We start from the raw sequence: 14,685 nt of genomic DNA on the forward strand, positions 1-14,685 counted from the left end.
GGCGAAAGACCTAGCGTGCGGAAAGAACGCCGCGTGCTGCAGCAACGCCACAGGCCATCGATGCGGTCAGCAGGTAGCCCCCCGTAGGCGCCTCCCAATCGAGCATCTCCCCCGCGAAATGGACGCCGGGCAAGGCAGTGGCCATCAGCGATTCGTCGAGCGCATCGAAGCGCACGCCGCCGGCCGTGCTGATCGCCTCGTCGATCGGACGCGTGGCCAGCAGGCGCAGCGGCACGGCCTTGATGGTGGCCGCCAGCTTGTCGGGGTCGTGCATCTCCTCGCGCGTGAGCACCTCGTGCAGCACGCCGGCCTTGATGCCCTCGAGGCCCAGGCGACTCTTGAGGTGGCTGGCAAGCGAACGCGCGCCGCGCGGATGCAGCACTGCGGCACGCACCTGGTCGACGCTGCGGTCGGGCAGGAGGTCGAGCCGCAAAGTGGCGCTGCCGTGGGCCGCGATCTCGTCGCGCAGCAGCGCCGAAGCGGCATACACGAGGCTGCCCTCGATGCCGGTGGCCGTGGCCACGAACTCGCCCTTGCGCGCGAAGCTGCGGCCCTGCGAGTCATGCACCGAGATCGCCACCGACTTGAACGGCACGCCCGCGAAGCGCTCGCGAAAGTGCGGCGTCCACGACAGGTCGAAACCGCAGTTGGCCGGCAGCAGCGGCGCGATCTCGACGCCGCGCTCCGCCAGCCAGGGCGTCCAGGCGCCATCGGAGCCGAGCCGCGACCAGCTCGCGCCGCCGAGCGCCAGCAGCACGGCATCGTGGGCGATGTCGACCTCGCCGTCCGGCGTCGCGAAGTGCAGCGTGGTGGCCGGCATCGATGCATCGGGCCAGCCGAGCCAGCGATGGCGCATGTGAAAACGCACGCCGGCCTGCCGCAGCCGATGCAGCCAGGCGCGCAGCAGCGGCGCCGCCTTCATGTCCTTCGGAAAGACCCGGCCCGAAGTGCCGACGAAGGTCTCGATGCCGAGCCCATGGGCCCAGGCCCGGAGCGCATCGGGCCCGAAGCCGCGCAGGAGCGGCTCGAGCACTCCGCTGCGCTCGCCGAAGCGGCCCTTGAAGATGTCGAAGGGTTCCGAATGCGTGAGGTTCAATCCGCCGCGCCCCGCCAGCAGGAACTTGCGGCCCACCGAGGGCATGGCATCGTAGACATGGACCTGGACGCCCGCGAGCGCGAGCGTCTCGGCAGCCATCAGTCCCGCAGGGCCGCCGCCGACCACCGCGACTTTCATTTCTTGATTCATGCGCCGAGTGTCACCGCTCCGGCGGCACGGCCTTTGGCTATCGATGCCATAGCCTTGCCATCGACGACCCCGCTACTTGGTTTCTGTCACAATGACCCGCACTTTGGCTGCACCGAAACTCATCCGCGCAGAAGGAAAAACCCCATGGCCAGCGACCTCATCAAACACATCTCCGATTCCTCCTTCGAGGCCGACGTGCTCAAGTCCGGCAAACCCGTGCTGGTCGACTACTGGGCCGAATGGTGCGGCCCCTGCAAGATGATCGCGCCGATCCTGGACGAAGTCTCGACCACCTACGAAGGCAAGCTCCAGATCGCCAAGATGAACGTCGACGAGAACCGCGACATCCCGGCCAAGTTCGGCATCCGCGGCATCCCCACGCTGATGCTGTTCAAGGACGGCCAGCTCGCCGCCACCAAGGTCGGCGCCATGAGCAAGGCCCAGCTCACCGCCTTCATCGATCAGCAACTCGCCTGAGCTTTCCCGGCTGCCCGCGCGCAACGCGCCGGCAGCCGCTGATTTTCCTGTCATAATCTCCCGCAGATCACCGGCCCTTTCAGGTTCCCGGTTCGAGTTCACCGGTTTGTGAGGCATCTCTCGCCTCTCCTCAAACCTCCCCCTCCAGGTTCCAGACCGATTTCCCCGCAAGGGGTCATTCCATGCACTTAAACGAACTCAAGGCACTTCACGTGTCCGAAGTCCTCAAGCAGGCCGAAGCGCTCGAGATCGAAAACGTCGGCCGCATGCGCAAGCAGGAGCTGATGTTCGCGATCATCAAGAAGCGCGCGAAGGCCGGCGAACAGGTCTTCGCCGACGGCGTGCTCGAGATCCTGCCGGACGGCTTCGGCTTCCTGCGCAGCCCCGACACCAGCTTCACGGCCAGCACCGACGACATCTACATCTCGCCGAGCCAGGTGCGCCGCTTCAACCTGCACACCGGCGACATGATCGAGGGCGAGGTGCGTACGCCCAAGGACGGCGAGCGCTACTTCGCGCTGACCAAGCTCGACAAGGTCAACGACGGACTGCCCGAGAACAACAAGCACAAGGTCATGTTCGAGAACCTGACCCCGCTGTTCCCCAAGGAGCAGATGAAGCTCGAGCGCGACGGCGTCAAGGGCGAAGAGAACATCACGGGCCGGATCATCGACATCATCGCGCCCATCGGCAAAGGCCAGCGCGCCCTGCTCGTGGCACCGCCCAAGAGCGGCAAGACGGTGATGATGCAGCACATCGCCCACGCCATCAGCGCCAACTACCCCGAGGTGCACATGATGGTGCTGCTCGTCGACGAGCGCCCCGAGGAAGTGACCGAGATGCAGCGCACCGTGAAGGGCGAGGTCATTGCCTCGACCTTCGACGAGCCCGCAGCGCGCCACGTGCACGTGGCGGAGATGGTGATCGAGCGCGCCAAGCGCCTGGTGGAGCTCAAGAAGGACGTGGTGATCCTGCTCGACTCGATCACCCGACTGGCCCGCGCCTACAACAACGTCGTGCCCTCCTCGGGCAAGGTGCTGACCGGCGGCGTCGATTCCAACGCGCTCCAGCGCCCCAAGCGCTTCCTGGGCGCGGCGCGCAATGTCGAGGAAGGCGGCTCGCTGACCATCATCGGCACCGCGCTGATCGACACCGGCAGCCGCATGGACGAAGTGATCTTCGAAGAGTTCAAGGGCACCGGCAACTCCGAGATCCACCTCGACCGCCGCCTCTACGAAAAGCGCGTGTTCCCCTCGATCCAGCTCAACCGCAGCGGCACGCGTCGCGAGGAACTGCTGCTGGCACCCGAGATCCTGCAGAAGACCCGCATCCTGCGCCAGCTCATGTACAACATGGACGAGATCGAGTCGATGGAGCTGATGCTCAAGAACATGAAGGCGACCAAGACCAATGTCGAGTTCTTCGACATGATGCGTCGCGGCGGCTGAGACGGGCGCATCTTCCTGCTGCGCGGTCCGATCTCGGGCCTGCGCTGCTCGCCGTACCGACGTACGGCTGCGCTGCTCGCCCCGACCTCGGAGCGCTCGCGACGGAAGCTGCCTCCCGTCTCGAGCACCAGGTCAGTTCGCGCCGAGGGCCCGGCCTTCCGCCGCGCTCTGGCGCCCCAGGTCGAGCAGTTCCATCAGCTCGACCGCCTGCTCCGGTGTCACCGGATTCGGGCCCTTCCCCAGGATCGCATCGCGCACCGCGGCGTAGTAGTCGACGTAGTTGCCGGGCCGCGTCGGCAAGGCGCTGGCGTGCGGTACCCCGTCGCTGCCGACCAGCGTGAGTTCGCCGTCGAGCGGATCGATGCCCCAACCCGCGGCCGACGGCCGCTGTCCGGCGCGCAATGCGTCCTCCTGCGGATCGACGCCGCGCTTGACGTAGCTGCCGCGCGTGCCGTGCACGATGTAGCGCGGCGCGCCGAAGGCAGCCAGCGTGGTGGCGTGCAGCAGCACGCGCAGCGGTGCGTGGGGGCCGCTCTCGTAGCGAAGCACGGCGTGGAAGTAGTCCTCGACCACTGCCTGGTCGCGCAGGGCCGCGGTGTCGAGCTGCAGCGTGTCGGGCCGGCCGAACAGCTGCACGGCCTGGTCGACGAGATGCGCGCCCAGGTCCACCCAGAGCCCTGCCCCAGGCACTGGCTGCTCGCGCCAGCGCTCGCGCACCTGCGGCCGGAAGCGGTCGAAATGCGACTCGAGGAACACCGGGCGGCCGAGTTCGCCGCGCGCCAGCAGGTCGCGCAGGGTGAGGAAGTCGGCGTCGAAGCGCCGGTTCTGATAGACCGACAGCACTCTGCCCCGGCCCGCGGCAAGTGCCGCCAACTCGCGCGCCTGGGCGGCATCGAGCGTGAACGGCTTGTCGACCACCACGTGCTTGCCGGCCTCGAGCGCGAGCCTGGCGATCGGATGATGCTGGGCATTGGGCGTGGCAACGACGACGAGATCGATGTCGCTTCTGCGCAACAATCGGTCGACATCGGGCACCACGTCGACGCCCGGCCAGTCGGCATGGACCTTGGCCGGTTGCGAGCTCGCGACGGCGGCGAGTTCGAGGCCGGGCACGGTCGACAGCACCGGCGCATGGAAGGTCTGGCCGGCAAAGCCGTAGCCGACCAGGCCGGCGCGCAGGATGGAAGATGGCATGGTGGACGGCCCTCTGGCGCTTCGATGGCCCAGTATGCGATAATTGCGGGCTTAGCGAAAAGTGCTCACGTGGACGTCCGGTCCCGACTAGTGGCTCTCGCACCGACCACAAAGGAATTTGATCATGGCCAAAGAAGGCATTCACCCCAACTACCGCGAAGTCCTGTTCGTCGACCTGTCCAACGGCTTCAAGTTCGTGACCCGTTCGTGCGCGAACACCAAGGAAATGGGCAAGACCGACGACGGCCGCGAGCTGCCCCTCTTCAAGCTCGACACCTCGAGCGAGTCGCACCCCTTCTACACCGGCACGCAAAAGTCGGTCGACAACATGGGTGGCCGCGTCGAGAAGTTCCGCAACCGCTTCGGCAAGACCACCGGCGCCGCCTCCAAGTAACTGGCGGGCGCTTCCGCGTCGAGGGCAGCCCGGTTTACCGCGCTGCCCTTTTTTCATCTTCCCGACCCCCCGCATCGAATCCGACCCTTGAACCAGCCGACGCCCGCGATCGTTGCCCAGAGCGCCGTGCGCCGCCTGCCGCGGGTCGCGTTGCTGCTGCTGTGCGCGGCCTACCTGATGCCCGGCCTGCTTGGCCGCGGGCCCTGGAAGTCGGCCGACATCGCGGCCTTCGGCTTCATGGCCGAACTCGCCAAGGGCGGCGGCGGCATCGCACGCTGGTTCGACCCGATGCTGCTCGGCTGGCGGCCCGAGACGCCCGCCCTGCTGCCCTACTGGATCGGCGCCTGGGCGATCAAGATCGCGCCGTCCTGGATCAACCCCGACCTCGCGGTTCGCATCGCCTTCGCGCTGCTGCTGTGGGGAACCTTCACCGCCACCTGGTACGCCGCCTACTACCTGGCGCGAACCCCGCGCGCGCAGCCCGTGGCCTTCGCCTTCGGCGGCGAGGCCCGGCCGACCGACTATGCGCGCGCGATCGCCGACGGTGCAGTGCTTGCGCTCATCGCCTCGCTCGGCCTGGCCCAGCTCGGCCACGAGACCACGCCCGCGCTGGCCCAGCTGTTCTTCGCGGCGCAGCTCTTCTACGGCGTCGCGGCCCTGCCCTACCACCGCATCAGCGCCTTCGTCGCGCTCGTGATCGGCAGCCTCGGCATGGCGCTGTCCGGCGCGCCCTCGGTCGCGCTCGGGCTCGGCCTGGGCTGCGTCCTGGTGCTGGCCTCGGAATACCGGCGCAGCCGCGGCGACGCGGACTCCGAGGCCGAGCCCACCTACAGCGCCGGCGCAATCGGTGCGGTGCTCGGCGCGACGCTGCTGGCGGCCGGGCTCGCGGTCGCGCTCGGCCTCTTCGAGTGGAAGATCGAATGGCCCGGTGCCGACCCCAACCAGCGCCTGATCTCCGAATTGCGCAGCCAGGCCAAGCTGCTGCTGTGGTTCACCTGGCCGACCTGGCCTCTGGCCTGCTGGACGCTGTGGCGCTGGCGCCGGCAGCTGCTGGCGCGGCACGTCGCACTGCCGCTGTGGTTCGGCCTGATGCCGCTGCTCGCGACCTGGACCACCGATTTCTCCGATCGATCGCTGCTGCTCGGGCTGCCGGCCTTCGCCACGCTGGCCGCCTTCGCGCTGCCGACCTTGCGGCGCAGCGTGTCGGCATTGATCGACTGGTTCACGTTGCTGTTCTTCACCGGCCTGGCGATCATCATCTGGGTCATGTGGATCGCCATGCTGACCGGTGTGCCTGCCAAGCCGGCGGCCAACGTGGCCAAGCTGGCGCCGGGCTTCGAGCCGCACTTCTCCGCCATCGCCTTCGTCTTCGCGCTGATCGCCACGCTGGCCTGGGCCTGGCTCGTGCGGTGGCGCACCGGCCGCCATCGCGCGGCGCTCTGGAAGACCCTGGTGCTGCCGGCCGGCGGCGCCGCGCTCTGCTGGATGCTGCTCATGACGCTCTGGATGCCGCTGCTCGACTACGCGCGCAGCTACATCCCGCAGGTACGCGCCATCGCCGACAAGGTGGGCCAGCCCGAATGCATCTCCGAGCTGGCGCTGAGCCGGCCGCACATCGCGGCGCTGCGCCACCACGGCAACTTCAACCTGCAGCCGCTCGCCGGCGGTGCCTCGTGCCCGTGGATGCTCGTAAGCCCCGAGGCGATCGCACGGCTGCACAACGTCGCGAACCTCGACGGCTGGCGGCTGATCGGCACGCTGCGCCGCCCGACGAGCCCGAGCGACGACCTGCTCCTGTTCCAGCGGATCCGCCCGAACGGTGGCTAGCCGGTCCCCAGGCGAGCCGGCAGTGGCCAGCGAACGCGGCGTGATCGCTCGGCACGCCGGCACGGTGCTGGTCGGCCAGCTCGCGGTGATGGCCTTCGGCGTCACCGACACGATCGTGGCCGGCCGCTACGCCGAGGACGCACTGGCTGCGCTGTCGGTCGGCTCGGCGATCTTCATCAGTGTCTTCGTCTCGCTGATGGGCGTGATGCAGGCGCTGCTCCCGGTGTGGGCCGAACTGCACGGCGGCGGTCGCACCGGCGAGGTCGGCCACTCGGTGCGGCAGTCGATGTACCTGTGCGGCGCCGCGATCGCGCTCGGCATGGCGGTGCTGCTGTTCCCGGCGCCCTTGCTGCGCTGGACCGAGGTGCCCGCCGGCATGCGCGGTGCCGTCGAGTCCTACCTGCGCGTGCTGGCCTTCGCGCTCGCGCCGGCGCTGCTGTTCCGCGTCTTCAGCACGCTGAACCAGAGCCTGGGCAAGCCGCAGCTCGTGACCTGGCTGCAGCTGGGGTCGCTGGGCGTGAAGCTGCCGCTCTCGATCTGGTTCACCTTCGGCGGCGCCGGCCTGCCTGCGATGGGGCTGGCCGGCTGCGCCTGGGCCACGCTGGTGGTCAACTACACGATGCTGGCGGCTGCCATCTGGCTGCTGCGCAGCGACGCGTTCTACCGTGGCTATCGCTTCTGGCAGCGCATCGAGGCGCCCGACTGGGCGCAGCTGCGGCAGTTCGCGCGCCTGGGGTTGCCGGCCGGGCTGTCGGTGCTGGTCGAGGTGACCTCTTTCACGCTGATGGCGCTGTTCATCGCGCGCCTGGGCACGGCGGCGGCGGCGGCGCACCAGATCGCCTCCAACCTCACGGCAGTAGCCTACATGGTGCCGCTGTCGCTCGCGATCGCGACCAGCGCGCGCGTGAGCTACTGGCTCGGTGCCGGCGACGAGGCGCAGGCAAGGCGGGCCTGCCGCAAGGGCTTCGAGCTGACGATTGCGCTCGCGCTGCTGTTCGCCGGGGCGATGGCGCTGCTGCGCGGGCAGCTCGCGGGGATCTACTCGACCAATCCGGCCGTGGTGGCGCTCGGGGCGACGCTGCTGCTGGCCACCGCGGCCTATCACTTCGCCGATGCGCTGCAGACGCTCTGCGTCTTCGTGCTGCGCTGCTACCGCGTCACGGTGCTGCCGCTGATCCTGTATTGCACGCTGCTGTGGGGCGTGGGCCTGGGCGGCAGCTACCTGCTGGCCTACCGGGGTGTCGGGCCGTGGCCGGCCATGGAGTCGCCGCTGGCCTTCTGGCTCATGAGCGCGCTGGCGCTGGCGATCACGGCGGCGCTGTTCATGGCGCTGCTGACGTACACGCTCAGGCGGCGGCGCTGAGCGTCGAGGCCGGCCGCAGGCGCGCCGCCGGGAACACCAGCGCGAAGCGCGAGCCCAGGCCGGGCGTGCTCTCGATGCGGAGCTCCGCCCCGTGGCGCTGGGCGACGTGCTTGACGATCGCGAGGCCCAGTCCGGTGCCGCCGGTCTCGCGCGAACGGCTGCGGTCGACCCGATAGAAGCGCTCGGTGAGCCGTGGCAGATGCTCGGCCGCGATGCCGGGCCCGCTGTCGCGCACCGCGTATTCGCCCCGACCATCGGGCAGCAGGCGCCAGCTGACAGCGACTTCGCCGCCACCCGGCGTGTAGCGGATCGCGTTGCTGACGAGGTTCGACATCGCACTCTGCAACTCGGTCGGCGCGCCGGCGATCTCGCTGGCCGCATCGATCGCGAAGGACAGGCGGTGCCCCTGGGACGTGAGCCGTTGCGACAGGCCACGTCCCTCGTCCTCGCACTGCGCCAGCAGCGCCCGCATGGGCGTCCAGCGCCGATCGGGCGGCGCGGCGCTGCCTTCGAGCCGCGACAGGGTGAGCAGGTCGTTGACCAGCGTTTCCATGCGGTGCGACTGCTGCGCCATGAGGCCCAGGTAGCGGGCGCGCTCGTCCGCCTCCAGCGGCAGGTTCTGCAGCGTCTCGACGAAGCCGGCCAGCACGGTCAGCGGCGTGCGGATCTCGTGCGAGACGTTGGCGACGAAATCACGCCGCATGGCCTCGGCCTGCTCGAGCGAGGTGATGTCGCGCGTCAGCAGCATGCGGCGGTTGCCCGCATAGGGATGCACCTGCACCGACAGCCGGGCGGCCTGCCCGCGGTGCTGCTGGGCCTTGGCCGGCGCATCGATCAGGACATCGCGGCTGTAGTTCCACGAGGCCAGGTAGGCCACGAAGGCCGGGTCGCGCACCAGGTTGGCCATGTGCTGCAGCAGGTCGCGCTCGGCATCGATGCCGAACTGGCTGGCGGCCGTCTGGTTGCACCATTCGATGCGCCCCTGCTCGTCGAGCAGCACGACGCCGTTCGGCGAAGCCTGGATGGCGGCCAGGAACTCCTGCAGCCGATCCTCCGCCTGGCGGATCTTCAGGTCGCGTTCGCGCAGAAGCTTGCGGATGCGCTCGGACAGCTCGCCCCAGACGCCCGGCCCGCGCGAAGGCAGGCCGGCCGCGTCGTGGCGCAGCACGTCGAGCAGCCGCTGCGCGCGCCAGGCGTCGAGCAGCAGCCACAACAGCGCGCCGAGCCAGGCGCCGAGCCACGCGTGATGCCACGCCGCGAGCACTGCCGCGGCGGCCGCACCGAGCGCCGAAGCGGCCAGGAAGGTGGAGATTCGAAAGGGCATGCCGGATCGATTATCCCGCCCGGACACGACCGATAGGGCCGGTCGGGCAGGAGGCGGCGAGGCGCCTCAGACCGTGGCCTGGGCCGTGAGCCGGTAGCCGGCGCCGCGCACGGTCTCGACCATCGGGGCCGCTGCGCCGAGCGACTCGCGCAGGCGCTTGACGTGGACGTCGACCGTGCGTTCCTCGATGTAGACGTGGTCGCCCCAGACCTTGTCGAGCAGCTGCGCGCGGCTGTGGACCCGTTCGGCATGCTGCATCAGGAAGCCCAGCAGCTTGAATTCCGTCGGTCCGACCTTGAGCGGCGAGCCTTGCCAGGTCACGCGGTGGGTGGCGGTGTCGAGCACCAGCTCGCCGATCTCGACGCGTTCGCTGGGCGCCTCGGGCGCGCGGCGGCGCAGCACGGCGCGGATGCGGGCGAGCATCTCCTGCGTGGAGAAGGGCTTGGTGATGTAGTCGTCGGCGCCGGCATCGAGGCCCGCAACCTTGTCGGGCTCGTCGCCGCGCGCGGTCAGCATCAGGATCGGGATGGCCTTGGTGCGCGGGTCCTTGCGCCACTGGCGTGCCAGCTGCAGGCCGCTCTGGCCCGGCAGCATCCAGTCGAGCAGCACGAGATCGGGCAGCATGGCGTCGATCTCGCGCTGGGCCGATGCGCCGTCCTCCGACCAGATCGGATCGAATCCGTTGTGGCGCAGGTTGACCGCGATCAGCTCGGCGATCGAGGATTCGTCTTCGACGATCAGGATCCTTGGTTTCTTCATGGATTCAGTGTGTGCCCGTCACTGCAGGGCAGATTCGATCTGCTCCATCGAAGTGTGCCGCACATCGGCACCCTTGACGATATAGATGATGAACTCGGCGATGTTCTTGGCATGGTCGCCGATCCGCTCGATCGCCTTGGCCAGGAACAGCAGGTCGAGGCTGGCCGAGATCTTGCGCGGGTCTTCCATCATGTAGGTGACCAGCTTGCGCACGAAGCCGTCGAATTCCTTGTCGATCAGGTCGTCGTCCTTGAGGATCGACAGCGCCGCCGCCGTGTCCAGGCGCGCGAAGGCGTCGAGCGCCTTTCGCAGCAGTCCGGACGCCATGTCGGCCGCGATGCGCAGGTCGCTCGAAGGCAGCGCGCGCGCCGAGCCGCTCTCGATGATCGACTTCACCATGCGCGCGATCTTGTGGGCCTCGTCGCCCACGCGCTCGAGGTTGGCGGTGGTCTTGGAGATCGCGATCAGGAGACGCAGGTCGCGCGCGGTCGGCTGGCGCCGGGCGATGATCGACGAAAGCTCGCGGTCGATCTCGATCTCCATCGCATTGACGCGGTTCTCGGTCTCGGTGACGCGGTCGGCCGCCTCGGCGTCGAACTCCTGCAGCGCATACACCGCCTGGTGGATCTGCGCCTCGACCATGCCGCCGAGCTCCATCACGCGCGAGGAGACGGTGTTGAGCTCGCTGTCGAACTGGCTGGAAAGGTGTTTCTCGGTCATTGCTTTCCCCTCAGCCGAAGCGGCCGGTGATGTAGTCTTCGGTCTCTTTGCGCTTGGGCTTGAAGAACAGGTCTTCCGTCGCGCCGAACTCGATCAGGTCACCCAGGTACATGTAGGCGGTGTAGTCGCTGCAGCGCGCCGCCTGCTGCATGTTGTGGGTCACGATGACCACGGTGTACTCGCTCTTGAGCTCGGCGATCAGCTCCTCGATCTTGGCGGTCGAGATCGGATCGAGCGCCGAGCAGGGCTCGTCGAGCAGCAGCACCTCGGGCTTGATCGCAATGCCGCGCGCGATGCACAGGCGCTGCTGCTGGCCGCCCGAGAGGCCCGAGCCGCTCTGCTGCAGCTTGTCGCGCACCTCGGTCCAAAGGGCTGCCTTCTTCAGCGCCCACTCGACCCGGTCGTCCATCTCCGAGGCGCTGAGCGTCTCGAACAGCTTCACGCCGAAGGCGATGTTGTCGTAGATCGACATCGGGAACGGCGTCGGCTTCTGGAACACCATGCCGACCTTGGCGCGGATCAGCGCGACGTCCTGCTTGGAAGTGAGCAGGTTCTCGCCGTCGAGCGCGATCGTGCCCTCGGCGCGCTGCTCGGGATAGAGCTCGAACATGCGGTTGAAGGTGCGCAGCAAGGTCGACTTGCCGCAGCCCGACGGGCCGATGAAGGCCGTCACCTTGTTCTCGGGGATCTCGAGGTTGATGCCCTTGAGGGCGTGGAACTTGCCGTAGTAGAAGTTCAGGTCCTTGACCGAGATCTTCGAACGCGAGGGCTGTGCGAGGGTGGTAGGCATGGTTTTCTTAGAGCTTGTTGCGCGTGACGACTCGCGCGAGGATGTTGAGCGCCAGCACCGCGACGGTGATCAGGAACACGCCGGCCCAGGCCAGCTGTTGCCAGTTCTCGTAGGGGCTCATCGCGAACTTGAAGATGGTCACCGGCAGGCTGGCCATCGGCTGCGTGACGTCGGAGGTCCAGAACTGGTTGTTGAGCGCAGTGAACAGCAGCGGTGCGGTCTCGCCCGCGATGCGCGCCACGGCCAGCAGGACGCCGGTCACGACGCCGGCACGTGCGGCACGCAAGGTGATGCTCATGATGACCTTCCACTTGGGCGTGCCCAGTGCATAGGCCGCTTCGCGCAGGCCCGGCGGCACCAGCTGCAGCATGTTCTCGGTGGTGCGGATCACGACCGGGATCACGATCAGCGCCAGCGCCAGGGCACCGGCCAGACCCGAGAAGGACTTGAAGTAGGCCACCACCACCGCATACACGAACAGGCCGATGACGATCGACGGCGCCGACAGCAGGATGTCGTTGACGAAGCGCACGATGTTCGAGAGCCAGCCCTTGGGGTTGTACTCGGCCAGGTAGATGCCGGCCATGATGCCGATCGGCGTGCCGACGAAGGTGGCCATCGCCACCATCACCAGCGAGCCGAAGATGGCGTTGGCGATGCCGCCGGCCTCGTTGGGCGGCGGGGTCATCTCGGTCAGCGTGCTGAGGGCCAGTCCGCCGATGCCCAGGCGCAGCGTTTCCCAGAGGATCCACACGAGCCAGAACACGCCGAAGGCCATGGCGGCCAGCGACAGCGTGAGGGCGATGAAGTTGACGCGCTTGCGACCGGCGAAGCGCGCGGCGCGCGTCTCGTCCAGGGTCTTGGCGTTCAGGAGGCGTTCTGCGGTGCTCATGACTTGGTGCCCTCGCTCTTTCGCATGCGCGCCAGCAGCAGCTTGGACAGCGACAGCACGACGAAGGTGATGAAGAACAGCACCAGCCCGAGGTACATCAGCGAGGCCTGGTGCAGACCGGCGCCGGCTTCGGCGAACTCGTTGGCCAGCACCGATGTGATGCTGTTGGCGGGCTCGAACAGCGACAGCGAGTTGAGCTGGTTGGTGTTGCCGATCACGAAGGTGACCGCCATGGTCTCGCCGAGCGCACGGCCGAGGCCGAGCATGATGCCGCCGATGACGCCGGCCTTGGTATAGGGCAGCACCACCTTCGAGACCACCTCCCAGGTGGTGGAGCCCAGGCCGTAGGCCGACTCCTTGAGCAGCGGCGGCGTGACCTCGAACACGTCGCGCATCACCGAGGCGATGAACGGGATGATCATGATCGCGAGGATGATGCCGGCCGACAGGATGCCGATGCCCACCGGCGGGCCGGCCACCAGCGCGCCCAGGTAGGGCACGCCTTCGAACAGCTTCTGCAGCGGTTGCTGCACGTAGGTCGACAGGATCGGTCCGAACACCAGCAGGCCCCACATGCCGTAGACGATCGAGGGCACGGCCGCCAGCAGTTCGATGGCGGTGCCGAGCGGCCGCTTGAGCCAGGCCGGCGACATCTCGGTCAGGAACAGCGCGATGCCGAAGCTCACCGGCACCGCGATCAGCAGCGCGATCACCGAGGTGGCCAGCGTGCCGTAGATCATCACCAGGCCGCCGTACTCGTCCTTGACGGGGTCCCAGGTGCTGCTGGTGAGAAAGCCGAGGCCGAACTTGGCGATGGCGGGCCAGGCGCCGAACAGCAGCGACAGCAGGATGCCGATCAGCATCGCGAGCGTCAGCAGCGCGGCGCCCTTGGCGGCCCAGCCGAAGATGCGGTCGGTGGCGGGGCCGCTGCGCGGACGCTTGGCCGGCGGCGGGGTGACCTGGGTGCGGGCGCGCTCGGCCGAACGGTCGAGCGGGGAGGCACCGGCGGGGAAAGTGGATGACACGTGTCGCTCCGGATCCGGCGCGCGGTCAAGCGGTGTGCTCATGCGCGCGCCGGGGGGTGGATTTACTTGATCGCGACGGGCTTGCCCGACGCATCCTTGATCTCACCCCAGGCGGTGGCGATCACGCCCTTGACCTTGTCGGGCATCGGCACGTAGTCGAGTTCGCCGGCGGTCTTGTCGCCATTCTTGTAGGCCCAGTCGAAGAACTTGAGCGTGGTCGCGGCCTGCGTGGGCTTGTCCTGCGCCTTGTGCATCAGGATGAAGGTCGCACCCGTGATCGGCCACGAATCCTTGCCGGGCTGGTCGGTCAGCACCTGGTAGAAGGTCTTGGACCAGTCGGCGCCTGCGGCGGCAGCCTTGAAGGCGTCGTCATCGGGCTGCACGAAGTTGCCGGCCTGGTTCTGCATCTGGGCGTGCGTCATCTTGTTCTGCTTGACATACGCGTACTCGACGTAGCCGATCGAGTTCGGCAGGCGGTTCACGAAGGCGGCGACGCCCTCGTTGCCCTTGCCGCCGGCGCCCGTGGGCCAGTTGACCGCGGTGCCGTCGCCGACCTTGGCCTTCCAGTCCGGGTTGGCCTTGCTCAGGTAGTTCGTGAACAGGAAGGTGGTGCCCGAGCCGTCGGCACGGCGCACCGGCGCGATGGTGGCGTCCGGCAGGGCCAGCGTCGGGTTCAGCGCCTTGACGGCGGGATCGTTCCACTTGGTGATCTTGCCCAGGTAGATGTCGCCGAGCACCTGGCCGTTGAGCTTGAGCTCGCCGGGCTTGATGCCCTGGATGTTGACCACCGGGATCACGCCGCCGATGACGGTGGGGAACTGCATCAGGCCCTTGGCCTTGAGCTCGTCGTCGGTGAGCGGCATGTCGGAGGCGCCGAAGTCGACCGTCTTGGCGTCGATCTGCTTGAGGCCGGCGCCCGAACCGACCGACTGGTAGTTGATCTTGGTGCCGGTGACCTTGTTGAAGTCGGCCGCCCACTTCGAGTAGAGCGGTGCGGGGAAGCTGGCGCCCGCGCCGGTGGCGGATTCCTGGGCCAGCGCGGGAAGCGCGAAAGCGGCGGCGACGAGGCCGGCGGCTGCGAATTTGAAGGTGGTTTTCATGTTTCTTCCTTTGAGCTGCAAGAGGTCCCCGTCCGGGGCTTGGCCGCGACTCTAGAAAGCTTGTGTGACAGCGTCGTGACATGGCGCTGTCGAGGGAAAATGACGATCTACCGCGCTTGCGGGCGC

The 14,685-nt window shown here is 68.0% G+C and carries 14 protein-coding genes; 5 read left to right on the forward strand and 9 right to left on the reverse strand.

The genetic code is table 11. The annotated features are described in order from the left end of the window. Positions 1-10 precede the first annotated feature (10 nt). Positions 11-1,246 (reverse strand): TIGR03862 family flavoprotein, encoded by a 1,236-nt coding sequence (locus tag QTH87_RS13905; protein WP_286609784.1) that lies wholly within the window; start codon positions 1,244-1,246, stop codon positions 11-13. 144 nt (positions 1,247-1,390) lie between these two features. Between QTH87_RS13905 and trxA the strand changes: the two genes are divergently transcribed. Further along, positions 1,391-1,723 carry a thioredoxin TrxA gene (gene trxA, locus QTH87_RS13910; RefSeq protein ID WP_286563654.1) on the forward strand — a complete coding sequence of 111 codons (333 nt, stop codon included), beginning with the start codon at positions 1,391-1,393 and terminating at the stop codon, positions 1,721-1,723. Positions 1,724-1,905: 182 nt separating this feature from the next. Next, entirely contained in the window at positions 1,906-3,171 is a 1,266-nt protein-coding gene (gene rho / locus QTH87_RS13915; RefSeq protein ID WP_286609786.1) for a transcription termination factor Rho, read from the forward strand. Between the two features lie 132 nt (positions 3,172-3,303). Here the strand turns inward: rho and QTH87_RS13920 are convergent, their stop codons facing one another. Beyond that, complete coding sequence (locus QTH87_RS13920) at positions 3,304-4,365, reverse strand: oxidoreductase (RefSeq protein ID WP_286609788.1); 1,062 nt, start codon at positions 4,363-4,365, stop codon at positions 3,304-3,306. A gap of 124 nt (positions 4,366-4,489) precedes the next feature. Between QTH87_RS13920 and QTH87_RS13925 the strand changes: the two genes are divergently transcribed. The 3 genes from QTH87_RS13925 (at position 4,490) to QTH87_RS13935 (ending at position 7,949) form a co-directional block, all read left to right on the forward strand. Beyond that, positions 4,490-4,759 carry a type B 50S ribosomal protein L31 gene (locus QTH87_RS13925; protein WP_158722485.1) on the forward strand — a complete coding sequence of 90 codons (270 nt, stop codon included), beginning with the start codon at positions 4,490-4,492 and terminating at the stop codon, positions 4,757-4,759. An 87-nt stretch (positions 4,760-4,846) separates the two neighbouring features. Continuing rightward, on the forward strand, positions 4,847-6,586 hold the full coding sequence (locus QTH87_RS13930; protein WP_286609789.1) for a hypothetical protein: 1,740 nt from the start codon (positions 4,847-4,849) through the stop codon (positions 6,584-6,586). 22 nt (positions 6,587-6,608) lie between these two features. Then, a complete protein-coding gene (locus tag QTH87_RS13935) occupies positions 6,609-7,949 on the forward strand; it encodes an MATE family efflux transporter (RefSeq protein ID WP_286609791.1) in 1,341 nt (446 codons plus the stop codon). On the opposite strand, the gene phoR is transcribed toward QTH87_RS13935, so the two are convergent. The 7 genes from phoR to pstS form a co-directional block, all read right to left on the reverse strand. After that, positions 7,933-9,273 (reverse strand): phosphate regulon sensor histidine kinase PhoR, encoded by a 1,341-nt coding sequence (gene phoR, locus QTH87_RS13940; protein ID WP_286609793.1) that lies wholly within the window; start codon positions 9,271-9,273, stop codon positions 7,933-7,935. The genes QTH87_RS13935 and phoR overlap by 17 nt on opposite strands. Positions 9,274-9,339: 66 nt before the next feature. After that, complete coding sequence (gene phoB, locus QTH87_RS13945; protein ID WP_286609795.1) at positions 9,340-10,032, reverse strand: phosphate regulon transcriptional regulator PhoB; 693 nt, start codon at positions 10,030-10,032, stop codon at positions 9,340-9,342. Positions 10,033-10,050: 18 nt separating this feature from the next. Continuing rightward, entirely contained in the window at positions 10,051-10,752 is a 702-nt protein-coding gene (phoU, locus tag QTH87_RS13950) for a phosphate signaling complex protein PhoU (RefSeq protein WP_286609796.1), read from the reverse strand. Positions 10,753-10,762: 10 nt separating this feature from the next. Beyond that, positions 10,763-11,542 (reverse strand): phosphate ABC transporter ATP-binding protein PstB, encoded by a 780-nt coding sequence (pstB, locus tag QTH87_RS13955; protein ID WP_286609797.1) that lies wholly within the window; start codon positions 11,540-11,542, stop codon positions 10,763-10,765. 7 nt (positions 11,543-11,549) lie between these two features. Beyond that, entirely contained in the window at positions 11,550-12,434 is an 885-nt protein-coding gene (gene pstA, locus QTH87_RS13960; protein WP_286609799.1) for a phosphate ABC transporter permease PstA, read from the reverse strand. After that, positions 12,431-13,501, reverse strand: coding sequence for a phosphate ABC transporter permease PstC (pstC, locus tag QTH87_RS13965; protein ID WP_286609801.1), 1,071 nt, complete (start codon positions 13,499-13,501; stop codon positions 12,431-12,433). Before pstC ends, pstA begins: the two co-directional genes overlap by 4 nt. A 20-nt stretch (positions 13,502-13,521) precedes the next feature. Beyond that, positions 13,522-14,559: a phosphate ABC transporter substrate-binding protein PstS gene (gene pstS, locus QTH87_RS13970; protein ID WP_286609802.1), complete on the reverse strand. Its 1,038-nt coding sequence runs from the start codon at positions 14,557-14,559 to the stop codon at positions 13,522-13,524. Positions 14,560-14,685: the final 126 nt, after the last annotated feature.

Source organism: Variovorax jilinensis (assembly GCF_030316885.1).
Classification (GTDB): Bacteria; Pseudomonadota; Gammaproteobacteria; order Burkholderiales; family Burkholderiaceae_C; genus Variovorax; species Variovorax jilinensis.

Bases quoted from the DNA above. Each gene is read 5' to 3' on its own strand.
- QTH87_RS13925 (WP_158722485.1), top strand. From the start codon at position 4,490: ATGGCCAAAGAAGGCATTCACCCCAACTACCGCGAAGTCCTGTTCGTC.
- phoB (WP_286609795.1), bottom strand. From the start codon at position 10,032: ATGAAGAAACCAAGGATCCTGATCGTCGAAGACGAATCCTCGATCGCC.
- QTH87_RS13920 (WP_286609788.1), bottom strand. From the start codon at position 4,365: ATGCCATCTTCCATCCTGCGCGCCGGCCTGGTCGGCTACGGCTTTGCC.
- pstA (WP_286609799.1), bottom strand. From the start codon at position 12,434: ATGAGCACCGCAGAACGCCTCCTGAACGCCAAGACCCTGGACGAGACG.
- pstB (WP_286609797.1), bottom strand. From the start codon at position 11,542: ATGCCTACCACCCTCGCACAGCCCTCGCGTTCGAAGATCTCGGTCAAG.
- rho (WP_286609786.1), top strand. From the start codon at position 1,906: ATGCACTTAAACGAACTCAAGGCACTTCACGTGTCCGAAGTCCTCAAG.
- phoU (WP_286609796.1), bottom strand. From the start codon at position 10,752: ATGACCGAGAAACACCTTTCCAGCCAGTTCGACAGCGAGCTCAACACC.
- QTH87_RS13905 (WP_286609784.1), bottom strand. From the start codon at position 1,246: ATGAATCAAGAAATGAAAGTCGCGGTGGTCGGCGGCGGCCCTGCGGGA.
- pstS (WP_286609802.1), bottom strand. From the start codon at position 14,559: ATGAAAACCACCTTCAAATTCGCAGCCGCCGGCCTCGTCGCCGCCGCT.
- phoR (WP_286609793.1), bottom strand. From the start codon at position 9,273: ATGCCCTTTCGAATCTCCACCTTCCTGGCCGCTTCGGCGCTCGGTGCG.
- pstC (WP_286609801.1), bottom strand. From the start codon at position 13,501: ATGAGCACACCGCTTGACCGCGCGCCGGATCCGGAGCGACACGTGTCA.
- trxA (WP_286563654.1), top strand. From the start codon at position 1,391: ATGGCCAGCGACCTCATCAAACACATCTCCGATTCCTCCTTCGAGGCC.